Source organism: Gordonia sp. GONU (assembly GCF_024733855.1).
GTDB lineage: Bacteria > Actinomycetota > Actinomycetes > Mycobacteriales > Mycobacteriaceae > Gordonia > Gordonia amicalis.
Genome location: NZ_JANRHB010000001.1, coordinates 119,337 through 140,763 on the forward strand (window position 1 = coordinate 119,337; position 21,427 = coordinate 140,763).

General features: G+C 67.4%; 17 protein-coding genes and 4 tRNA genes. 11 read left to right on the top strand and 10 right to left on the bottom strand.

Annotated features, from left to right (window positions below):
• Nucleotides 1–82 precede the first annotated feature (82 nt).
• The 7 genes from NWF34_RS00530 to NWF34_RS00560 all read right to left on the bottom strand — a co-directional run bounded on the left by NWF34_RS00530 (nt 83) and on the right by NWF34_RS00560 (nt 6,591).
• Entirely contained in the window at nt 83–571 is a 489-nt protein-coding gene (locus NWF34_RS00530; RefSeq protein ID WP_024497176.1) for a hypothetical protein, read from the bottom strand.
• A complete protein-coding gene (locus NWF34_RS00535) occupies nt 571–1,695 on the bottom strand; it encodes a glycosyltransferase family 4 protein (RefSeq protein WP_024497177.1) in 1,125 nt (374 codons plus the stop codon). The genes NWF34_RS00530 and NWF34_RS00535 overlap by 1 nt, the downstream gene beginning before the upstream one ends.
• Nucleotides 1,692–2,615 carry a phosphatidylinositol mannoside acyltransferase gene (locus NWF34_RS00540; RefSeq protein WP_258324023.1) on the bottom strand — a complete coding sequence of 308 codons (924 nt, stop codon included), beginning with the start codon at nt 2,613–2,615 and terminating at the stop codon, nt 1,692–1,694. The genes NWF34_RS00535 and NWF34_RS00540 overlap by 4 nt, the downstream gene beginning before the upstream one ends.
• Complete coding sequence (gene pgsA / locus NWF34_RS00545; RefSeq protein ID WP_258324024.1) at nt 2,612–3,403, bottom strand: phosphatidylinositol phosphate synthase; 792 nt, start codon at nt 3,401–3,403, stop codon at nt 2,612–2,614. The genes NWF34_RS00540 and pgsA overlap by 4 nt, the downstream gene beginning before the upstream one ends.
• An 18-nt stretch (nt 3,404–3,421) precedes the next feature.
• Nucleotides 3,422–3,970 (bottom strand): HIT domain-containing protein, encoded by a 549-nt coding sequence (locus NWF34_RS00550; RefSeq protein ID WP_006436352.1) that lies wholly within the window; start codon nt 3,968–3,970, stop codon nt 3,422–3,424.
• Nucleotides 3,963–6,038: a threonine--tRNA ligase gene (gene thrS / locus NWF34_RS00555; RefSeq protein ID WP_258324025.1), complete on the bottom strand. Its 2,076-nt coding sequence runs from the start codon at nt 6,036–6,038 to the stop codon at nt 3,963–3,965. Before thrS ends, NWF34_RS00550 begins: the two co-directional genes overlap by 8 nt.
• 130 nt (nt 6,039–6,168) lie before the next feature.
• Nucleotides 6,169–6,591 (bottom strand): TIGR02611 family protein, encoded by a 423-nt coding sequence (locus NWF34_RS00560; RefSeq protein WP_159405570.1) that lies wholly within the window; start codon nt 6,589–6,591, stop codon nt 6,169–6,171.
• A 146-nt stretch (nt 6,592–6,737) separates the two neighbouring features.
• On the opposite strand from NWF34_RS00560, the gene otsB reads away from it, so the two are divergent.
• The 5 genes from otsB (at nt 6,738) to NWF34_RS00585 (ending at nt 15,085) form a co-directional block, all read left to right on the top strand.
• On the top strand, nt 6,738–10,421 hold the full coding sequence (otsB, locus tag NWF34_RS00565; protein WP_258324026.1) for a trehalose-phosphatase: 3,684 nt from the start codon (nt 6,738–6,740) through the stop codon (nt 10,419–10,421).
• The gene (locus NWF34_RS00570; protein ID WP_258324027.1) at nt 10,418–11,374 is read left to right on the top strand and encodes an alpha/beta fold hydrolase; all 957 of its coding nucleotides are present in this window, start codon (nt 10,418–10,420) and stop codon (nt 11,372–11,374) included. The genes otsB and NWF34_RS00570 overlap by 4 nt, the downstream gene beginning before the upstream one ends.
• 139 nt (nt 11,375–11,513) lie before the next feature.
• On the top strand, nt 11,514–14,147 hold the full coding sequence (gene adhE, locus NWF34_RS00575) for a bifunctional acetaldehyde-CoA/alcohol dehydrogenase (protein WP_258324028.1): 2,634 nt from the start codon (nt 11,514–11,516) through the stop codon (nt 14,145–14,147).
• The gene (locus NWF34_RS00580) at nt 14,137–14,574 is read left to right on the top strand and encodes an SRPBCC family protein (protein WP_258324029.1); all 438 of its coding nucleotides are present in this window, start codon (nt 14,137–14,139) and stop codon (nt 14,572–14,574) included. Before adhE ends, NWF34_RS00580 begins: the two co-directional genes overlap by 11 nt.
• 40 nt (nt 14,575–14,614) lie before the next feature.
• Entirely contained in the window at nt 14,615–15,085 is a 471-nt protein-coding gene (locus tag NWF34_RS00585; RefSeq protein ID WP_258324030.1) for a GyrI-like domain-containing protein, read from the top strand.
• An 85-nt stretch (nt 15,086–15,170) separates the two neighbouring features.
• Here NWF34_RS00585 and NWF34_RS00590 read toward each other — a convergent pair.
• A tRNA-Val gene (locus NWF34_RS00590) sits at nt 15,171–15,242 on the bottom strand.
• 253 nt (nt 15,243–15,495) lie between these two features.
• Here NWF34_RS00590 and NWF34_RS00595 point away from each other — a divergent pair.
• The 4 genes from NWF34_RS00595 to NWF34_RS00610 all read left to right on the top strand — a co-directional run bounded on the left by NWF34_RS00595 (nt 15,496) and on the right by NWF34_RS00610 (nt 16,813).
• Nucleotides 15,496–15,568, top strand: a tRNA-Gly gene (locus NWF34_RS00595).
• Nucleotides 15,569–15,590: 22 nt separating this feature from the next.
• Nucleotides 15,591–15,664: transfer RNA gene (locus NWF34_RS00600), tRNA-Cys, on the top strand.
• Nucleotides 15,665–15,684: 20 nt separating this feature from the next.
• Nucleotides 15,685–15,759: transfer RNA gene (locus NWF34_RS00605), tRNA-Val, on the top strand.
• Between the two features lie 157 nt (nt 15,760–15,916).
• Nucleotides 15,917–16,813 (top strand): TIGR03619 family F420-dependent LLM class oxidoreductase, encoded by an 897-nt coding sequence (locus NWF34_RS00610; RefSeq protein ID WP_191834394.1) that lies wholly within the window; start codon nt 15,917–15,919, stop codon nt 16,811–16,813.
• Between the two features lie 47 nt (nt 16,814–16,860).
• Here NWF34_RS00610 and NWF34_RS00615 read toward each other — a convergent pair whose 3' ends face one another.
• Nucleotides 16,861–18,264 (bottom strand): aspartate aminotransferase family protein, encoded by a 1,404-nt coding sequence (locus tag NWF34_RS00615; RefSeq protein WP_258324031.1) that lies wholly within the window; start codon nt 18,262–18,264, stop codon nt 16,861–16,863.
• 103 nt (nt 18,265–18,367) lie between these two features.
• Here NWF34_RS00615 and NWF34_RS00620 point away from each other — a divergent pair, with 103 nt between their 5' ends.
• Together NWF34_RS00620 and NWF34_RS00625 are read left to right on the top strand one after the other, a co-directional pair.
• Complete coding sequence (locus NWF34_RS00620; protein WP_258324032.1) at nt 18,368–18,781, top strand: limonene-1,2-epoxide hydrolase family protein; 414 nt, start codon at nt 18,368–18,370, stop codon at nt 18,779–18,781.
• A 62-nt stretch (nt 18,782–18,843) separates the two neighbouring features.
• Nucleotides 18,844–21,123, top strand: a complete 2,280-nt coding sequence (locus NWF34_RS00625) for a LuxR C-terminal-related transcriptional regulator (RefSeq protein ID WP_258324033.1) — start codon at nt 18,844–18,846, stop codon at nt 21,121–21,123.
• A 6-nt stretch (nt 21,124–21,129) separates the two neighbouring features.
• Here the strand turns inward: NWF34_RS00625 and NWF34_RS00630 are convergent, their stop codons facing one another.
• On the bottom strand, nt 21,130–21,378 hold the full coding sequence (locus tag NWF34_RS00630; protein ID WP_191834398.1) for a hypothetical protein: 249 nt from the start codon (nt 21,376–21,378) through the stop codon (nt 21,130–21,132).
• Nucleotides 21,379–21,427 lie beyond the last annotated feature (49 nt).

Genomic DNA, 21,427 nt, shown 5'->3' on the forward strand with positions numbered 1-21,427 from the left:
GCCGCAGCCGATCCGCTCCAGCGGACCCCGCGGCAGCGTGGAACCAGTCTAGGTCAGCCGGGCGAACGCGCTGGTACCAGGATCACTCGCCCTGACCCGGCGTGACGCGTTCGTTGATCTCGAAGTACGTCGGCGGCGACGCGCGGCCACCGAGACGCAGCCACCGGACCAGTCGCCGCTCGGCGAGCGCCCGGGTGTCGCGCACCGCATCGTTGTAGAAACGGCGGGCCATCATCACCCGCGTCTCGGCGTCGGCGAGCTCGATGACCAGGGCCGGAGACCGTCCGCGGCCGTCGGTGCGGGCCAGTGCCGCCGACAGTGCGTTCTCGGCGTCCTCGCGTGTCTCGGGCGCTGCACGCTCGGCCCGGTCGGCCAGTGCGGTCAGCTCGGATCCCGGCAGTTCGGCGGCGATCGCGCGGACGACGACGGCGCGACGGTCGAGACTCGCGTAGAGGGACTGCCGGGCGAGGTCGACCCGGACGTTGAGGCGGTCGAGCCGGTTGGCCGTGTGATAAGCCCAGCCGACGACCAGCAGGACCAGGACGATCCCGATGACGATCCAGGTGGCCATCAGTCCGACACCACCACCGGTCCGGCACCGACCGTCACGGTGTCGTAGACGCGCAGGATCTGGTCGGCCACCCGCGACCAGTCGTATTTGTCCGCTCGGACGCGACCCGCGGCCACCAGTTGCTCGCGCGCCTCGTCGTCGGAGAGCAGCGAGATGATCCCCGCGGCCAGCTCATCCGGCGACCCGGTGTCGACGAGCTTGCCCGCCCGGCCGTCGTCGAGGACGCGCCGGAAGGCGTTCAGCGAGCTGGCGATCACTGCGGCCCCGGCGGCCATCGCCTCGACGAGGACGATGCCGAAGCTCTCGCCGCCGAGGTTGGGTGCGCAGTAGACGTCGGCCGATGCGAGCGCGCGCGCCTTGGTGGCGTCGTCGACCTGACCGAGGAACACGAGGTGGCCGGCGAGGGTCCCGGCCCGCCGGCGCAGTGCGGCCTGGTTGCCGCCACCGACGACGAGGACGCGCACGTCGGGGAACCGGGCGACGACCGCCGGCAACGCGCGCATCAGGATGTCGATGCCCTTGCGCGGTTCGTCGAAGCGACCGAGGAACAGGATCGTGCCGCCCGCATGCGGATAGCCGTCGAGCGGTCTGGCGTTGGCGAAGCTGCCGACGTCGATGCCGTTGGGGATCTCCACGGCATCCGACCCCAGCGACTCCATCTGCCAGCGCCGGGCGAGTTCGGAGACGGCGATCTTACCGGCGATGCGTTCGTGGTACGGACGTAGGATTCCCTGGAAAGCACTGAGCCACAGCGACTTCGACGTCGCGGTGTGGAAGGTCGTGACGATCGGGCCGGAGGCGACCATCAGCGAGAGCATGGAGATCGACGGCGAATTGGGCTCGTGGACGTGGAGGACGTCGAAGCCGTTCTCCGCGATCCAACGACGCAGTCGTAGATAGCCTTTCGGACTGAAGTTCACCCGCGACACCGACCCGTTGTACGGGATCGCCAGCGACGGGCCCGCACGCACGACGTACTCGGGCAGTTCGGTACGACGCGATGCCGGGGCGAGGACGCTGACCTCGTGGCCGCGGTCGATGAAGACGTGGGCGAGTTCGGTGACGTGCGCCTGCACACCTCCGGGAACGTCGAAGGAGTAGGGGCAGATCATCCCGATTCTCATGTCGCTCCCCCGGTGTCGGCCAGCCGCGCCTTCTGCTTGTCGGTCCAGTCGGCTTCCCAGAGCGGCTGCAGCATGTGCCAGTCGGTGGGATGCGCGGCGATGTTCACCGCGAATGCGTCGGCGAGCGCCTGGGTTGCCGCCTCGACCCCGGCGGAGACGTCGATCTCCTCACCACAGGACATCGCGGAGTACGGCGCCTCCTCGAACCAGTGGTGGACGGGGATCAGCGCTGCCCCGGTCTCGATGGCCAGGCGCGCCGACCCGGCCGGCATCCGGGTTCGTTCACCGAAAAAGGTGACCGGGACGCCCTGACGGGCGATGTCGCGTTCCCCCAGCAGACACACGATGCCGCCGGCGCGCAGCCGTTCGGCGAGTGCGCCGAACGGCGGCTGTTCACCGCCGCTGAGCGGGAAGATCTCGAAGCCCAGCGACTCGCGGTACTCGACGAACTGGGTGAACAGCGACTCCGGCTTCAGCCGCTCGGCGACCGTCGCGAACTTGCCGTAGTGATGGACGAGCCACACCCCGGCCATGTCCCAGTTGCCGGTGTGCGGCAACGCCAGCACGACGCCCTTGCCGCGGGCGACCGCGGCGTCGAGGCGGGCGTGGTCGGGGTCCGGCAACGTGGCGGTCGACGCCGCCGTGGCCCGGTCCTGGGTGGGTAGGCGGAAGGCCTCGCACCAGTACCGGGCGTAGGACCGCACGGCGTCGGCGACGAGGTCGTCGGGGACGTTCGCCGGGTCGGTGCCGATCACGCGGGCCAGGTTGCGGCGCAGCTGTTCCGGGCCGCCGTTGCGGCGACCGGCGAACTCTCCGGCACGGTCGAAGACGGCGCGTGCGGCGCGTTCCGGCGCCCTCCGCACCGCCGCCCAGCCGGCCCGGTATCCGAGGTCGGCGGCGAGAGCGGCGACGTCGGTCATCGCGCTCCGTCGGGGGGAGTCGATCCGTTCGCGTCGTTCCCGGTGTCGTCGTTCCCGGTGTCGTCGTTCGCAGTGCCGTCGTTCCCGGTGTCGTCGTTCCCGGTGTCGTCGTTCGCAGTGCCGTCGTTCGCGGTGTCGTCGTTCCCGGTGTCGTCGTCGGGGTCTGCCTTCAGCGGGATCAGGTCGCGGGCGCCGGGCGAGTTCGAGATCGACCACATGCGCTGGCCGACGGTGATCACGCTGCCGACGGCGAGCAGCCACATCGCCACGTGGACCGCCCAGGGCAGGCCCAGCCCGGTGAGGCCGGTACCGACGAGCACGATGATGAGCCGGTCGGGACGCTCGATGAGCCCTCCGTCGCCGTAGAGCCCGCTGGCCTCGGCCCGGGCCTTCGCGTACGAGATGACCTGAGAGGTGACCAGGCAGATCAGGGTCGCGACCAGGAGCAGGTGGTGCGGTTCGGTGACGGTGCACCACCACACGAGTCCGGCGAAGATCGCGCCGTCGGCGATGCGGTCACAGGTGGCGTCGAGGACGGCGCCGAACCGTGTCCCGCCACCACGGGCACGCGCCATCGCGCCGTCGAGCATGTCGAACATGACGAACAGCCAGATCACCAGGGTGCCCAGGAAGAGGTACCCCATGGGGAACAGCGTGAGGGCGGCGGCCACGGTCGCGACCGTTCCGATGACGGTCATGATGTCCGGGGTCAGACCGGTCCGCAGCAGCGCCCGCCCCATCGGCAGCGTCACCTTGGAGACCGACGCCCGACCCAGAATGCTCAGCATCCGCGAGCTCCCTCCCCCTCAGTCATCAAAGCGCTGCCACGCCTCGGCGAGCAGCAACCGGGTGTCGCGCAGCAACTGCGGCATCACCTTCGTCTCGCCGACGATGGTGATGAAGTTCGCGTCGCCCATCCAGCGAGGCACGATGTGCTGATGCAAGTGCTCGGACAGCGAGCCACCCGCGGCATAGCCCAGGTTGAGTCCCACGTTGAAGGCGTTCGGGTTCGAGACCGCCTTGATCGTGCGGATCATCCGCTGCGTGAACGCCATCAGCTCGGCCGACTCGGCGGGTGTCAGGTCCTCGAGGTCGGCGACCTGGCGGTACGGGACCACCATCGTGTGACCGGGGTTGTACGGGTAGAGGTTGAGCACCGCGTACACGGCTTCGCCGCGCGCGACGATCAGACCGTCCTCGTCGGACATCGTCGGGATGTCGAGGAAGGGGTGACCGGTCTTCGCCGCCGGCTGCGGGTCGGCGATGTAGGTCATCCGGTGCGGACTCCACAGCCGCTCCAGACGATCACCGACACCGACGCCCTCGTCGCGGATCTCGCCGGATGCCTCAGCCATCGACCGCCCCCACCGGGCCGAGCTTCGCCTCCAGGAGTTCCCCGGTCGGCGACTCGTTGCGCCGGCTCGCCACCCAGTCGGTGATCGCGGCGATCGCGGGACCCACCGGGACACCGTTGATCTGGGACCCGTCGCGGAATCGGAAGCTCACCGCATGCGCTTCGACGTCGCGCTCGCCCGCGAGCAGCATGAAGGGAACCTTGCCGGTGGTGTGGTTGCGGATCTTCTTCTGCATGCGGTCGTCGGAGTGGTCGACCTCGGCACGGACACCGGCGGCCCGCAGCGCGTCGACGACGCCCTGTAGGTGATCGGCGAACGCCTCGGCGACCGGGATGCCCATGACCTGGACCGGGGACAGCCACGCCGGAAAAGCGCCCGCGTAGTGCTCGGTGAGCACGCCGAAGAACCGCTCGATGGAACCGAACAGCGCGCGGTGGATCATCACCGGCCGCTGCTTGGTCCCGTCCGACGCGGTGTATTCGAGACCGAACAGCTCCGGCAGGTTGAAGTCGAGCTGGATCGTCGACATCTGCCAGGTGCGACCGAGCGCATCCTTGGCCTGCACCGAGATCTTCGGGCCGTAGAACGCGGCACCACCCGGATCGGGCACCAGATCCAGACCGGAGGCCTGGGCCACCTCGGCGAGCGTGTTCGTCGCCGCCTCCCACACCTCGTCGGATCCGACGAACTTCTTCGGGTCCTTCGTCGACAGTTCGAGGTAGAAGTCGTCGAGACCGTAGTCCTTGAGCAGCCCCAGGACGAAGGTGAGGATCGACGTCAGCTCGTCGCGCATCTGGTCCTGCGTGCAGTAGATGTGCGCGTCGTCCTGCGTCATACCGCGCACTCGGGTCAGCCCGTGGATCACGCCGGACTTCTCGTACCGGTACACCGACCCGAACTCGAACATGCGCAGCGGCAGTTCCCGGTACGAACGTCCCCGACCCCGGAAGATCAGGTTGTGCATCGGGCAGTTCATCGGCTTCAGGTAGTAGTCCTGGCCGGGCTTGCGCAGCTCGCCGTTCTCGTCGTACTCGGCGTCGACGTGCATGGGCGGGAACATCCCGTCGCGGTACCAGTCGAGGTGACCGGAGACCTCGTAGAGGTGCGACTTGGTGATGTGCGGGGTGTTGACGAACTCATACCCCGCGGCGACGTGACGCGCCCGTGAGTAGTCCTCCATCTCCTTGCGGATGATGCCGCCCTTGGGGTGGAAGACCGGCAGTCCCGAGCCGAGTTCGTCGGGGAAGCTGAACAGGTCGAGTTCGGCACCCAGCTTGCGGTGGTCGCGCTTCTCCGCTTCGGCGAGCAGTTCGAGATGGGCGTCGAGCGCCTCCGCCGACTCCCATGCGGTGCCGTACACGCGCTGCAGGTCGGCGTTGTCCTGGTCACCGCGCCAGTAGGCGGCCGACGACCGGGTCAGCTTGAAGGCCGCGATGTATTTGGTGGTCGGCACGTGCGGACCGCGGCACAGATCGCACCAGATCCGTTCGCCGGTGCGCGGATTGAGGTTGTCGTAGACGGACAGCTCACCGCCGCCGACCTCCATGACCTCGGCATCGTCGGCGGCGCCCTTGTCGTCGATCAGCTCGAGCTTGAACGGCTCGTTCGCCAGCTCGGCGCGCGCCTCGTCCTTCGAGTCGTAGACGCGGCGCGAGAAGCGCTGGCCGGACTTGATGATCTGCTTCATCTTCTTCTCGAGGGCCTTGAGGTCGTCGGGTGTGAACGGCTCGGCGACATCGAAGTCGTAGTAGAAGCCGTCCTTGATGGGCGGTCCGATACCCAGCTTGGCCTCGGGGAACAGATCTTGGACCGCCTGCGCGAGCACGTGGGCACACGAGTGCCGGATGACGCTGCGTCCGGTCTCGGTGTCGGCCGCAACGGGTTCGACCTCGGCGTCCTCGGCCGGCGCCCAGGACAGGTCACGAAGGTCACCGTGCGCGTCGCGGACGACGACGATCGCATCCGGCCCCTTGTTGGGGAGGTCGTGATCACGAAGTGCGGTGCCCGCGGTCGTTCCAGCCGGCACACGGATCGTGGCTGGGCTGGTCACCTGGACGTCGTCGGGCACGGGGACGCTCCTCGAATAGGTTCGGACACGCGAAGGGCGCGTCCGTGGGGGACGTTTGCGACTCTGATGGTATCCGCGTGTCATCCCGCCCGACCGAACCCCTCCTCTGCGGCGCGGCTCGGGTGAGCGATCAGGAGAAAATGGGACTCGCGAGCCACTCGTAGTGGAGGTTCACCCAACCGGCCGCCGTCTGCAGGGCCCCGAGGAGCCAGAGGGTGCCCACGACGATCGCGCAGGTACCGATCCAGAAGACGGACTGCACCGACCAGTGTTGCCGGCCGATCCATTCCATCCAGGCGTCGTACTTCGCGCGTGCGAACTTCAGCAGGCGATGAGCCCAGTCGAACTCCGACGCCAGGATTCCCAGTCCGAGGAAGACGATGAGCCAGCCGGGACCCGGGTACGGGATGGTGACGAGCCCGCACAGCAGGACGACGGTGCCGACGACGGCGACCGCGATGCGGTAGATCCGATGCCAGCGGGGATTGGAGCGAACCACGTACCGGCGATGACGCGCCCGGATCCGCAGTCGCTTCCACCACGACTCCGTCATGTCTCCCCTACTCCGCCGTCGCCCAAGCCGTGTTCAGGCTACCGGCATCTCGGCGACCATCGCCGACGCGGACATGAGGCCCGCCGCCGCGATACCTTTACCAGAAGTTCGCCCGATCACCCGGTGCCCGGGGGCATGCTGGAACGATGGCGACCACGGCGGCCCCGACACGACCGGTGACGATCGACGCGCGTCTGCACGACGGCGTGATCGTCGGCTTCGGCCACCCGACCACTGAGGCGCACCCGCGGGCGATCGAGTCCACCGCCGGTCTCGTCCAGCGTCTCCGCGGGTTCGGAATCGTCTGCGGGGCCCGCTCGGTCGGGCGCACCTTGGGCCCCGAGCTCGACGGCCTGTTCGCCGCGAACGTGACCGACACCCCGCCCGAACAGCTCGAGGGCACCCCTCACCCCGACCCGGCCGGGTTGCTCGACATCGCCCGGCGCCTCGGCGTGTCACCTCTGCGATGCGCTGTCGTCGAATACACCCCGGAAGGCGTGGCCGCAGCTCGACGGGGCGGATTCGCGCTGGTCGTGGCGATCGGGACACCAGCGCGGGCCGAGGAACTCCGGCGTCTCGGCGCCGACGCCGTGGTCGGTGATCCCGCCGACATCCGGGTACGCCTCGGCGGCGCCCGGATCTCGACGATGCCCGACGCACTGACCTACCTCGAGCACCTGCACGCCATCGCCGCATCTCGACGCCCCGTGGTCTTCCTCGATTTCGACGGAACCCTGTCCGACATCGTCGACGATCCGTCCGCTGCGGTCCTCGTCGAGGGTGCCGCCGAGGCGCTGACCCGGTTGGCGAAGTTGTGTCCGGTCGCCGTCATCAGCGGCCGCGACCTCGACGACATCCGCGAGCGCGTGGGGCTTCCCGGCCTCTGGTACGCCGGGTGTCACGGCCTCGAACTCCTCGGACCGGGGGGCGAGCACCTCGTCAACGAGGTGGCCCGCACGTCCACGCCGACGATCGCGGCGGCATCCGAGGAACTTCGGCAGCGGTTTGCCGCTGTCGACGGAGTCCTGGTCGAGCCCAAACATTTCAGTGTCGCCGTCCACTTCCGCAACGCCTCCCCCGACGATGTCGAGGACATCATCGTGGCGGCGCGCGAGATCGGTGTGCGCCAGGGATTGCGAGCCCTCCCCGGTCGCATGGTCCTCGAACTGAAACCCGACGTCGACTGGGACAAGGGGCAGGCGCTGGAGTGGGTCCGCCACCAGGTGGGCGCCGTCGACCGGGGGTGGATCACGATCTACTTCGGCGACGATCTCACCGACGAGGACGCCTTCGACCGGATCGCCACCGACGGGATCGGGATCGTGGTGCGCGCCGAGGAGAACCGCGACCGCCGCACGGCCGCCCAGTTCGCCGCGGAGTCACCCGCGGCGATCCCGGCACTGCTGGCCCAGATCGCCGATCACGTCGAGCAGGCGAGCGAGCCCCCGTCGGACTGGTCACTGACCTACGACTCCTACGATCCGCCCGCGGAGAAGCTCCGCGAAGCCCTGTGCACCGTCGGCAACGGCTACTTCGCGACGCGTGGGGCGGCCCCGGAGTGCGATGCCGGACCGGTGCACTACCCGGGCACCTACGCCGCCGGCGTGTACAACCGGCTCACCGACCGACTGCCCGCCGGGGAGGTCGAGAACGAGAGCCTGGTCAACCTGCCGAACTGGTTGCCGCTGACCTTCCGGATCGACAGCGGTGACTGGTTCAGCATCGACGATGTCGAGGTGTTGTCGTTCCGTCAGACGCTCGACCTGCGGCGCGCGATGCTGACCCGCGACCTCCGCTACCGGGATGCGCACGGTCGCACCACCACCGTCCGGCAACGCCGATTCGTGTCGATGGACCAACGTCATGTCGGCGCGCTCGACACCAGAATCCTGGCCGAGGACTGGTCGGGCAGGATCGAGGTCTCCTCGATGATCGACGGCACCGTCACCAATTCCGGGGTCGAGCGCTACCGGGAGCTGGCGAGCAGGCATCTCACCGCCCCCGAGGGCACGGCGGATTCGACGGACTCGGTTCTGTTGCGGGTGCAGACCAACCAGTCCCGCATCACCATTGCGGTGGGGGCCCGGACCACGGTGTGGCGCGGGAACGAACAGCTACCCGCCCACTACGACCTGATCTCCGATCAAGGTCGGATCGGGCACCGGATCGGTGTCGACATCGCCGCGGGGGAAGAGGTCACCGTGGAGAAGGTCGCCACGCTGTACACCTCACGCGACAACGGGATCTCCGAACCCGGTGTCGCCGCCTCGCGCACACTTGCCCGGCTCGGGCGGTTCCACGACCTGCTCACCGATCACGCCAGGACATGCGTGCGCATGTGGGACCTGTGCCGCACCGACCTCGAAGGGCACCCCGACGCGCAACGGGCGCTCCGGTTCCACATGCTGCACATGCTGCAGGTGGTCTCACCCAACACCATCGACATGGACGTCGGAATCCCGGCGCGGGGCCTGCACGGTGAGGCTTATCGAGGCCACATCTTCTGGGACGAGGTCTTCGTCCTGCCTGTCCTCACCCCCCGGCTCCCCAAACTCGCCAAGGCACTGCTCCGCTATCGGTTCCGGCGTCTCGGGGAAGCGCGGGTCGCCGCCCGCGAAGCCGGCCACCGGGGTGCGATGTACCCCTGGCAGTCCGGAAGCGACGGCCGGGAGGAGAGCCAGAAGCTGCACCTCAACCCGCGCTCGGGACGGTGGAACCCGGACCCCAGCGCCCGCCAGCACCACATCGGCCTGGCTGTGGCCTACAACGTGTGGCAGTACTTCCAGGTGACGCACGACCTCGACTTCCTCATCGAGTCCGGCGCGGAACTGCTCGTCGAGATCGCCCGGTTCTGGGCCGACATCACGACCTACGACCCGCGCCACGACCGGTACGCGATCCGGGGCGTCATCGGGCCCGACGAGTTCCACTCCGGCTACCCCGAGGCACCCTACGACGGGATCGACAACAACGCGTTCACGAATGTGATGGCGGTGTGGGTCATCCGGCGCGCTCTTGATGCCCTGGCGACCATCCCGCAGCGTGATCGGGTCAATCTGCTCGACGAGATCGGCTTGCGCGAACCAGAACTCGAGCTGTGGCGGACACTGACCTGCCGGATGTTCGTCCCCTTCCACGACGGCACGATCAGCCAGTTCGAGGGATATGACGAACTGGTCGAACTGGATTGGGACGCCTACCGCGCCGAGTACGGGAACATCCAGCGGCTGGACCGCATCCTGGAGGCCGAGAACGACGACGTGAACCGGTACAAGGTGTCCAAGCAGGCCGACGTTCTCATGCTCTTCTATCTTCTTTCTGCGGAAGAGTTGCGAGAGTTGCTGGAACGCCTGGGCTATGGGCTGCCGCCCGAGATGATCCCGCACACCATCGACTACTACATGTCCCGGACCTCGCACGGGTCGACATTGAGTTCGGTCGTCCACGCGTGGGTGCTCGCCCGCGGCGATCGCGAACACGCGGTGTCGTTCTTCGAGAGAGTCCTCGACTCCGATATCACCGACATCCAGGGCGGTACGACGTCGGAGGGTATCCACCTCGCGGCAATGTCCGGGAGCATCGACCTGTTGCAGCGCTGTTTCACGGGCCTCGAGCTCCGCGACGACCGCCTGATCCTCAACCCGCGGTGGCCGCGATCCCTGGGCGTCTTGTCCTTCCGCGTCTACTACCGTCGGCACCGTCTGCAATTGCGGGTCAGCGGCAGCGGCGTCGAGGTCACGTCTGAGAAACGCGACGTCGCTCCGATCGATGTGCAGTGTCGCGAGAAACTGGTCCAGTTGGCGCCCGGGACAACGGTCCGCTTCCGATGACTCCTCCGGACGGACGAACCAGCAGGGCGTGGGCCGGAGGCCTGATCGCCAGTGGCGCCCTCGCATCGGCGGCCGGGATGCTCGGCATCGCCTATGTCCGAGACCGCGTCGCAGCACGGAAGCGGGTCGGGGCGGTCACCCGCCATGTGATGGAATCCCGCTGTGGCGCTGTCGAATACGCGGCACACGGCGCGGGTGAGTCGGTCCTGGTGAGCCACGGCATCTTCCAGGGCTGCGACGGTGGACTGCTGTCGGTGCGCGACCTGCTGCCAGACCGAAGGATCATCGTCCCGTCCCGCTTCGGATATCTGGGATCGGTGATGCCCGCCGAGCCCTCGGTCGCCGCCCAGTCCGACGTCTTCGCCGAACTGCTCGATCACCTCGGCCACCACGAGGTCGACGTCATCGGGATCTCCGCGGGCACGAGCGCAGCGGTCCAGTTCACGCTGCGCCATCCCCACCGGGTTCGGCACCTGATCATCCTCTCCGGGAACTTTCCGGGGAGCCGCACGGCACGCATACCACCCCGGTGGGCACGGTGGTTCTATTCCGATCACGCCCTGTGGCCCCTGAAAGCCTTCGCCCACCCGACGTTCCTCCGCCTCCTCGGTGTGCCGCCGGGGTTCCCTCGTTCGGCCGATGAGCGCCGTGTCGCCGAGGAGATCTCGGAGAGCATCTTCCCCGTCGCCTGGCGTCGGCGGGGCGCGGTGTTCGACGCCTATGTCGCCGACCCGGAGATCGGCACCTACGACCTCGAGGCGATCGAGGCGCCGACTCTGATCGTGCACGCCGCCGATGATCCGCTGGCGTCCTACGACGCGGCCCGTGACGCGGCGTCGAGGATCCCCGGCGCACGACTGCTCGGCCTCGATTCCGGCGGACATCTCCTCCTCGGTCAGCGCGACCGGGTGAAGGAGGTGATCGCCGATTTCGTGGAATCCCGACCCGGATGAAGCGGTCGCCGGCCATGAAGCGAAAGTTCGCGCCGCGGAGTGGCAAACGGGTCCTTCACGCCACGAGCGCGAGTAACGTGCGCCCACACGGCCGCGCATGGACCGAGGGCGCGACGACACCGGTTCGAGGTGATATCGAATGCCGAACCCCCATGTGGACACCGGATCGCAGACGCCAGAGCACTCCCGAGCGTCGACGCTGACACCCGACACCACCGCCGACGTCGATGCCGTGGTCGAGAGGGCCGCGGCCGCAGCGACCGAGTTCCGCACACTCGACCAGCAACGGGTCGACGCGATCGTCGCGGCCATGGCGCGGGCCGGGGTGCGGGCCGCCGCCGAACTCGCCGCGGTGGCGATCGAGGAAACCGGTTTCGGGGTCTTCGAGGACAAGGTCGTCAAGAACTATGTCGCGACGGAGTTCCTCCACGACCACCTCAAGGACAAGAAGTCGGTGGGCGTGATCGAGGAGGACCACGAACGCGGTGTCGTGCGGGTGGCCGAGCCCATCGGCGTCGTGCTCGCGATCACTCCGGTCACCAATCCCACGTCGACGGTGCTGTACAAGGCGATCGTCGCGGCGAAGACGCGCAATGCCATCGTCTTCCGCCCCTCGCCGGTGGCGGCGCGCTCCTGTGAACGGACGGTGACGATCCTGCGTGAGGCCGCCGAAGCGGCCGGGATGCCCCCCGGCGCTCTGCAGGTGATCCCCGACGCCGCCCACGAGGTGACCCATTATCTGTTCCGGCACCGGCTCGTCGACTTCATCTGGGTCACCGGCGGGCGGAAGATCGTCGCGCTCGCCAACGCGGCCGGCAAACCCGGACTCAGCGTCGGACCCGGCAACGCGCCGATCTACCTGCACCGGACCGCCGACATCGAAGCCGCTGTCGTCGACATCCTGATCTCCAAGACCTTCGACGCCTCCGTCATCTGCCCCGCGGAACAGACCTGCATCGTCGACGACGCGATCTACGACGCCACGGTCGAGGAGTTCCGCCGGATGGGCGCACACCTGCTCACCGACGAGCAGTCCGCGGCCATCGCCGACTTCGCGTTCGGCGACGGCGACAAGGTCAATCTCGGCGCACTCGGCCAGCCGGCTCCGGAACTGGCCGCCCGCGCCGGTTTCACCCTGGACCCTTCGGTGAAGGTGCTGCTGGCGCCGCTGCCGTCGGATCTCGACGAGCTCGCGGCACACCCGCTCGTGCAGGAGAAGCTGATGCCCGTCCTCGGACTCGTCCGCGCCCGCGACGTGCATCACGGGATCGACGCCGCGGTCCTGGTCGCCGAACACGGCGGTCTCGGCCACACCTCTGCCGTCTATGCCAACGATCAGTCGGTCGTCGACGCCTACAGTGCCGCAGTACGTACCGGACGGATCCTCGTCAACGCACCCACCGCAGTCGGAGCCCTGGGCGGGATCTACAACGATCTCCCGCCCACCTTCTCGCTGGGCTGCGGCACCTGGGGCGGGTCGAGCACCACCGAGAACGTGAACTATCTCCAGCTGCTGAACATCAAGACCGTCGCTCATCGACGTACCCCGTCCCAGTGGTTCCGCGTGCCCGCGAACACGTTCTTCAACGCCGGCGCACTGGACAATCTCCGCGACGTCCCGTGCGCGGATGTCGTGGTCGTCACCGACGCCCTGAGCGCCGAACGCGGAGTGGTCGACGAAGTGCGTGCCCACTTGCACGCCCAACACGTCCGGGTCTTCGCCGAGGTCGAGCCGGAACCGGACGAGGCGACGATCCGTCGTGGCGTCGCCGTGCTGGAGGGTCAGCCGCCGGATCTGCTCATCGCCGTCGGAGGTGGGTCGGTGATCGACGCCGCCAAGGCGATCCGGCTCTTCCACGAGCACCCCGACACCGACCTGGCCGAGCTGACCCTGCCGTTCCTCGATCCCCGCAAGCGGTTGGCGGAATACCCGCAGGACCCGCACACCCTGCGGCTGGTGGCGATTCCCACCACCGCGGGCACCGGGTCCGAGGTGTCACCGGCCGCGGTACTGACCGTCGCGGGCCGCAAGGAGACCCTCGTCGACTACTCCCTCGTCCCGGACATGGCGATCGTGGATCCGACGCTGACCCTCTCCATGCCCCGCGCACTGACCGTCGACACCGGCGTCGACGCGCTCACCCACGCATTGGAAGCCGTCGCCTCGATCTTCGCCTCCCCGTACACCGACGCGTTCTGCGTCCAGGCCGCACGACTCATCTTCGACGCGTTGCCGCGTGCGTACGACGATCCGACCGACCTCGCGGCCCGCACCGACATGGCCAACGCCGCCACTCTCGCGGGGCTCGCCTTCTCGAACGCGTTCGTGGGGACCAATCACGCGCTCGCCCACGCCGTCGGCGCTGCATTCGGTATCGCGCACGGTCGGGTGAACGGCGTGTTCCTGCCTCACACGCTGCGCTACAACGCCGCGGTGCCGACGAAGTTCATGCCCGCGCCGGGATACTCGGCGTACGTCGCGCCGGAGAAGTACGCACAGCTGGGACGGGTCATCTTCGGCGGACGCGAGCCCGACGAGAGCCGACGCCGGCTGTTCGCAGGTGTCGACGGTCTGCTGCGCCGGTTGGCAATCCCACAGACCCTCAAGGAGATCGGCGTCGCCGAGGACGAGTTCCTCGAAGCGTTGCCCGAACTCGCGATGAATGCGTTCCAGGACCTGAGTAACCGCACCAACCCGCGGATGCCGCTCATCAGCGAGATCACCGACCTGCTCAAACTCGGCTACTACGGTGAGGATGATCATGCCCACTGACCGCGCTTCCCAGACCGTCGAGGTCGACGCCCCGCTCGAGACCGTGCTCGCGACGCTGCGCGACCTCGAGAGCCAGCCCGAGTGGATTCCGGAGATCATCGAGGCGGAGGTACTCGAGACCAACCCGGAGACCGGACTTCCCCGCACGGCCAGGTTCAAGGCGTCCGCGACCGTCGGGACAGACAGTTACACGCTCACCTATGAGCACCGCGACGACGGCATGAGCTGGTCGATGCTCGAAGGGCGCATGCAGACCGGCCAGGAAGGCCGCTACCAACTCGACGCGACGGGCCCTGACACGACCTCGGTCACCTATGAGCTCACGATCCATCACAATCTGCCGCTGCCCGGGTTCGTGCGCAAAAGGGTGATCAAGGGACTCGTGGACAGCACACTGACCGGTTTGACGAAACGTTTCGCCAAGTGAGATCCGAACCCGCACCGACACGACGCGAAGGAGACCAGGCATGACAGATCCGTCCACCGAACCCCAGATCGTCGAGCTGACCCCGGCGCGGGTCGCGGTACATCGCGAGAAGGTCCCGATGACCGGCCTTCCCCAATTCTTCGATCGTTCGTTCCACGCGGTGGACGACGCGATGCGGAACGCGGGAGCAAGCGTTGTCGGACCGCCGCTGGGCCTCTACCACGGCATGCCCACGGACACTGTGGATGTGGCGGCCGGGTTTCCCACCGACCGCGACGTCTCGGTGGACGGAGAAGTCACTACCGAAACCCTTCCGGGCGGTCGCGCCGCGCAGATCCTGCACATCGGCTCCTACGATGCGATGGAGCAGACCTACGGTCGGCTGATGCAGTGGATGCAGGCCCAGAATCTGAGGCCGGCCGGGGTGATGTGGGAGAGCTACCTGACCGAGCCCGACGAGAACGATCTGTCGTCGATGCAGACCCTGATCGTGTGGCCGTTGGAGGACTAGACGACGCTCAGCGGGTTCCGGGAGCGATCGGCTCTCGTGAGGAGACAACAAAGGCCTCGTCGTCACGACGAGGCCTTTGTCTGTGTGGTCCCGGCTGGGATCGAACCAGCGACCTTCCCGGTGTGAACGGGACGCTCTTCCACTGAGCCACGGGACCGTGTCGGGCGCCTGATGTCGGTGACAGGGGCGCCTGCGCACGAGCCAGAAGATTACACGGGTTCCGCAGAGTTCCCAAATCACGGACGTGCGCCACGTCACAGTCATCGGTTTTGCCGGTCCGGAGTAATCACACGCTGGGAATTCGTCTTTTGCCAGCCCTCTGACCAGGCGATTTGTAAAGTTCGGAATCCATCGCGTAAGTTTCTCTTCGCACCGCGAGCAGCAAGATCCACAAGATCGCTCGTGGGCATGCGGATGTAGCGCAGCTGGTAGCGCATCACCTTGCCAAGGTGAGGGTCGCGGGTTCGAATCCCGTCATCCGCTCGGCGCGAGTCGACTCGCATCTGGTGGTGTGGCCGAGTGGTGAGGCAACGGCCTGCAAAGCCGTGTACACGGGTTCGATTCCCGTCGCCACCTCCACACCACAATTTCATATACCCGCGCGATTAGCTCAGTGGGAGAGCGCTTCCCTGACACGGAAGAGGTCACAAGTTCAATCCTTGTATCGCGCACCATCGTCATTCAGCCCCGATCTGCGGATCGGGGCTGAATTCGTTGTGTGGCCATACCCGGGGCACGTGAACAACCACTCCCCAATAAGTCGAGTGCTAAGTTATTTTGTATGCGAGTACTTAGGGGATGCGCGCCCGCCGGCCGTCGGACGGAGCGATCATGACTTCGATCGGATTGACGCTCCCCCAGCTCGGTCCAGCCGTGTCTGCGTCACTCGTCCGCGACTTCGTCCAGCAGGCGGACGACATGGGTTTCGACTCGCTCTGGGTGCAGGACCACTTCTTGTACTCACTCAAGCAGGCCGGCGAGTACGGCGGCAGCGCCCAGTCGCAACCCGACGTCTACCGCTCGGTCTGGGCCCCGACCGAGCTGCTGGCCGCGGTGGCCACCTGGACGACTCGCATGGAGCTGGGCACGAGCATCCTGGTGGGCGGAAATCACTGGCCCGCCCAACTTGCCAATCGTCTGGCCACGATCGACCAGCTCAGCGCCGGACGGTTGACCGTCGTCGGGCTGAGTGTGGGCTGGTCGGTGGAAGAGCATGTGGCCATGGGTGTCGACCCCCGAACCCGTGGCCGGCGTATGGACGATTTCGTTCCAGCCCTGCGAGCCTGCTGGGGCGAGGATCCGGTCGAGCATCACGGGGAGTTCTTCGAGATCGGCCCCGCAGTGATGCGTCCGAAACCGGTGTCCCCACCCAAACTGATGTCCGGCATGTACTCCGAGCAGGGACTCGCGAGGACGGCAAGGGATTTCGACCTCTGGAATCCCGGTTCCGTCCCGATCGCCACGGTCGTGGACACCCTGGGACAGATGAACAGCCGGCGTCCGGCCTCGATGGCGCCACTCGACGCCATCTATCGCGTCGCCCAGCAATCCACCGCGGGCGTACGGCTCGACGTGGCAGAGATGACCACACGCGTCAGCGAATGCGTTGCCGCCGGCCTGGAAGGCGTCATCGTCGAGACCAACTTCTGCTCGGAGATCACCGAAGCCGCCGACTGGCTCGGAGTCCTCGCGAACCTGGCCCCGCTCGTCGACGCCGCGCGGGGCTGACCGGGCCGCCCGGGCCGACCGGATCGGCGCGGCCGGCCCGGAACGCCTCAGCCCACGAGCCCGCTGTCGACGACCGAGCGTTCCAGCGCGTCGAGGAACATCGCGACGTCGTCGTCGGTCATCGGGGACGTCACCGTCCCGAGTGCCGATTTGAACATCAGGATCCCCTGGTTGTAGAGGCTGGTGGTGAGCAGGTTGGTCACCGCCTTGTCCGAGGTGAGAGCCGTCTCCAGGTCGACGACCGGCGTCGGGGTCCAGTGGATGCCGAAGACGTGGGCGAAACCGGTGACCTGGAGCGGCGCGTGACGCCGGCGGCCGATGTCGCGGACACCCTGCCGGAGCTGTTCGCCGAGCCGGTTGAGATGGTCGTGTACCTCGGGTGTCAGCGCGCGGACCTGCGCCAGCCCCGCGGCGAGGGTCGCCGGTATCCCGCCGAGAGTGGTCGCGTGCCGCATCTGCGTCATCGGATCGAGAACCGGATCGACCAGCGACATGATGTCGGCGCGGCCACCGTAGGCGGCCAGCGGCAGGCCGCCGCCGATGGCCTTGCCCAGGGTGGTCAGGTCGGGTTCGATCCCGAAATGCCCCTGCGCCCCGTGGACACCCATCGGGAACGAGACGACCTCGTCGAGGATGAGGAGCATTCCGTGCCGCCTCGTGACCTCGCGGAGTCTGGCCAGGAACTCCGGGGTCGCCGGAATCATCCCGGTTCCACCGAGGATCGGCTCGACGATGACCGCGGCGATCTCGTCGGCATGCCGGTCCAGGATCTGCTCCGACTCGCCGGAGTGGTTGTACGGCAACAGCACCACGGCATCCTCGACGCCGGGGATGAGGCCGGGCGGGATCGCGCCCGGATCCGCGAAGCGGCCGTTGGCGACGAGCGACAGGTCGTGGGTGCCGTGGTAGCCACCGCGCATCTTGGCGATCTTCGGCCGGCCGGTGAAAGCACGCGCCAGACGTAGCGCCGTCATCGTCGCCTCGGTACCGGACGCGGTGAACCTGATCTGCTCCATCGACGGGAGACGACGATGGAGTTCGGCCGCCAGGTCGGCACCCAGCGATACGTGCGGCGAGCAATAGGTGGTGCCCCGCCGCAACTGAGTGATGGTCGCGTCCAACACATCCGGGTGACAGTGCCCGAGCGGCAGCAACCAGTCGCCGGACATCACATCCAGATACTTGTTGCCGTCGGCGTCCCACGCGTAGGCGCCGTCGGCGCGCTCGAAGTAGACCGGATGGGGACTCATGAAGCCGAGACCGCCGGGAACCCCGCCCGGAATGTGCTCGCGTGCCCGGGCGAACGCCTCGCGCGATGTCGCGGTCCGGGACTCGAAGACGGCCTCGACCTCCGCGCGCCACCGCTCCACGCGGTCGGCGTCGGCGCCGTCCAGGTCGACGCGGTTCATCTCCACGCCCGATTCCGTTACGCCGCCTACTGTTTCGGTCATCCCGATCCCTCCTGACGCGCTGTTATATCGCGTTTTCATTAATTGAGTTATAGACTACTTACTTGTAGGCTACGTCACAATCGCCGAGGACGAAGGAGCCGTGTTGATCGAGTTGCCCCGCCCCGTCGCGGAATTCTTCGACGCCGTCAACTCCCGCGACTTCGACGCCCTCGCCTGCTGTCTCGCCGAGGACATCTCGTACCACCTGGCCGTGCCCCACCCACCGGTGACGGGCCGCACCGCCGTCGTGGATGCGTTACGTGTCTCCTTGACGGCCGCCGACCGAGTCAGCTGGGAACCGATAAGTCACCTCGCCGATCACGATCGGACATTCGTCGAGCGCGTCGACCGGTTCTGGTTCGGAGCTCACGAAGCAGCGATCGAGGTCACCGGAGTCTTCGAACTCGCCGGCGACACGATCGGTGCCATCCGCGACTACGCCGACCTCGACACCTGGCGGCAGCGAAAGGCCGCTGCACTCAACGCCGGTCGGCCGACAGACGAAGGAGACCGATGACCGTCGCCGACCGGTCCGATGGAGGCCGACTTCTCCCGCAGGCAAGGTGAGATACTGGGCCGGTGACTGCGCGTCCGAGCGGCAACCTCCCGGTGGAACTGACGAGCTTCGTCGGCCGGCGTGACGATCTGACCAGAGCACGATCCCTGCTCGGAACCGCACGACTGCTGACGCTGACCGGCGTCGGCGGAGTCGGGAAGACCCGTCTGGCCCTCGCCGTCGCCGCCAGCGTACGACGCGAGTTCCCCGACGGCGTCTGGCTCGTCGAACTCGCCGACCTCCGGCAGACCGGTCTGCTGACACAGACCCTGTGCGGACTCTTCGGCCTCCCGAGTGATTCCTCCGACGCGTTCGGCACGTTGGCCGAGCACCTGCGCGCGAAGAAGCTCCTCCTGGTGCTCGACAACTGTGAGCATCTCATCGACGCGTGCGCCGAGGTGGTCGGCCGATTGCTGTCGGTGGCCCCAGCCGTGAAGATCCTCGCGACCAGCCGCCAGGTACTCGGCGTCGAGGGCGAACAGCTGTTCCCCGTCAGTCCGCTGACCCTGGGATCGCCGGGAGGCCTGGGCGAGGCGATGCAACTGTTCGAAGAACGCGCCTCGGCCGCACAGCCCCATTTCCGCGTCACCGAGGACAATCGCGCCGCGGTCGAGGAGATCTGCCGACGACTCGAGGGACTGCCGCTGGCGATCGAACTGGCCGCCGCCAATATCAGGGTCTTCGGGCCCGCCGAGATAGCAGCGCGACTGGGCGACTCCGCGATGATGATGTCGAGCGAACGGAACCGGTCGGCACGCCACCGGACCCTGGAGTCCGTGGTGGACTGGAGTTATCAGCTGTGTTCACCACGCGAACGTCAAGTGTGGGAACAGCTCTCGGTCTTCGCAGGCGGTTTCACCGCGGAGACCGCCGATGGCGTCTGCCTACCCTCCGAGACGGGCGCAGGGGTGCTGCGGGAACTGATCGGGCTCCTCGACAAGTCGATGATCGTGCGCGTCGACGAGGACCACGAGCCGCAGGGACGCTATCGATTGTTGGAACCGATGCGCCAGTACGCCCTCGCGAAGCTCGAGTCGTCCTCCGATGCGACTGCGGTGCGAATGCGCCATCGCGACCATTTCCTACGCCTGGCCCAGACCTCGGACACCGACTACTGCAGTCCGGACGACGTCGAGTGGTTCCGGCGCACCCGCGCCGAACACGCGAACATCCGCGAGGCACTGGCGTTCAGCCTCGAGACGGGAGACGGGGCCGCGGCGGCCGAGATGGTGCGCACCCTTCGCCCGTACTGGTCACAGTCGGGGACCCTGCGGGAAGGATTCGAGTGGGCGAACCGCGCGGTCGACCTGCTCGGCGAGCCGACGGTCGATCGGGCGAATGCACTGCTCATCGGCAGTGTCCTCGGTTTCCTCGTCGGTGAGGTCGAGCGAGCACACACGTATCTCGCCGAGTACACCGAACTCGCCGAACGAGTGGCCGCGACCGACGAGCTCGTCTTCAGCGCGCGGTTCGCGGCAGGATTGGAAGCGTCGTTGCGTCACGACGCACCCCGGGCCTTCGACCTCGCCGAGGAAGCGATCGCGGGGAGGTCAGACCGGGTGAACGTCGGGTTCGTCGCGGATTGTCTGGCACTGTCCGCGCTGTATGCCTTCATCACCGAAGACGAGAACGCAGACCAGTACACGACTCGCTACCTCGACTATGCCGATCAGCACGGCACGCACCTGGTGAAGGCGATCGCACTGGGTCCGATGGGCATTCTTCGCTGGCACCAGGGAGACATCAGCGCCGCAAAGGCGTTGATGGCCGAAGCGATCGAATTGTATCGGGCCTTCGACTATCCCGGCATGGTTGCCGTGTGCATCGAGGTCAGCGGGTGGTGTGCCGCCGGCACCGACCCCGAACGGGCGGCGACACTCTTGGGGTCGGCGCAGACCGTGTGGCACCAACACAGTCACATGACTCTCGCCCAGGCCGCGATCAACCCGGTGACGACCACCGTCGAGAAGAAGTTGCGCGCGGAGCTGGGCGACGAGGGCTTCGAGAAGTCCTATGCGATGGGGCGAGAGTCGACTCTCGAGGTCGCGGTCCAGCTCGTCTCCGGCCGGACGCCCGCGACCCAGGGACGCTCGGGGACCGCATCTCTACGCTCCTCCCTCACCCGCCGCGAGAACGAGGTGGCGACGTTGGTCGCGGACGGCCTCACGAACAAGGAGATCGCCACCAAACTGACGATCTCCGCCCGTACCGTCGACGCCCACGTCGACCACATCCTGACCAAGCTCGGGTTCCGGTCGCGCACGCAGATCGCGCGGTGGGTCAGCGCCGACGAGAGCCTCTGATCCTTCTCAAGCCACCGACGCGAGGTAGGCCAGCGCCTCGACACCGGCGGGCGTGACCCGGATTCGCGGCCGACCGGTCGAATCCGCATTGTCGTCGACGAGACCCAGTTCGACGAGCCTGCGCACGGCCGAGGTGTCCGTCTCGGCGACGCACGTGCGCGGGGCCGACATCACCACGTCGCGCGACCCGACGATGTGTGCTGCCAATTGATCGACAGCCACTCGCTCCAGTACGTCCAGCTGCATAGCGTTCATGACCAGGCCTCCTTTTGCCACCTCCCACCTTGGTCGGCGCGGACACCCG

Coding starts and splice junctions, on each gene's coding strand:
- NWF34_RS00530 (WP_024497176.1), bottom strand. CDS start 571: ATGGCCACCTGGATCGTCATCGGGATCGTCCTGGTCCTGCTGGTCGTC.
- NWF34_RS00535 (WP_024497177.1), bottom strand. CDS start 1,695: ATGAGAATCGGGATGATCTGCCCCTACTCCTTCGACGTTCCCGGAGGT.
- NWF34_RS00540 (WP_258324023.1), bottom strand. CDS start 2,615: ATGACCGACGTCGCCGCTCTCGCCGCCGACCTCGGATACCGGGCCGGC.
- pgsA (WP_258324024.1), bottom strand. CDS start 3,403: ATGCTGAGCATTCTGGGTCGGGCGTCGGTCTCCAAGGTGACGCTGCCG.
- NWF34_RS00550 (WP_006436352.1), bottom strand. CDS start 3,970: ATGGCTGAGGCATCCGGCGAGATCCGCGACGAGGGCGTCGGTGTCGGT.
- NWF34_RS00560 (WP_159405570.1), bottom strand. CDS start 6,591: ATGACGGAGTCGTGGTGGAAGCGACTGCGGATCCGGGCGCGTCATCGC.
- otsB (WP_258324026.1), top strand. CDS start 6,738: ATGGCGACCACGGCGGCCCCGACACGACCGGTGACGATCGACGCGCGT.
- NWF34_RS00570 (WP_258324027.1), top strand. CDS start 10,418: ATGACTCCTCCGGACGGACGAACCAGCAGGGCGTGGGCCGGAGGCCTG.
- adhE (WP_258324028.1), top strand. CDS start 11,514: ATGCCGAACCCCCATGTGGACACCGGATCGCAGACGCCAGAGCACTCC.
- NWF34_RS00580 (WP_258324029.1), top strand. CDS start 14,137: ATGCCCACTGACCGCGCTTCCCAGACCGTCGAGGTCGACGCCCCGCTC.
- NWF34_RS00585 (WP_258324030.1), top strand. CDS start 14,615: ATGACAGATCCGTCCACCGAACCCCAGATCGTCGAGCTGACCCCGGCG.
- NWF34_RS00610 (WP_191834394.1), top strand. CDS start 15,917: ATGACTTCGATCGGATTGACGCTCCCCCAGCTCGGTCCAGCCGTGTCT.
- NWF34_RS00615 (WP_258324031.1), bottom strand. CDS start 18,264: ATGACCGAAACAGTAGGCGGCGTAACGGAATCGGGCGTGGAGATGAAC.
- NWF34_RS00630 (WP_191834398.1), bottom strand. CDS start 21,378: ATGAACGCTATGCAGCTGGACGTACTGGAGCGAGTGGCTGTCGATCAA.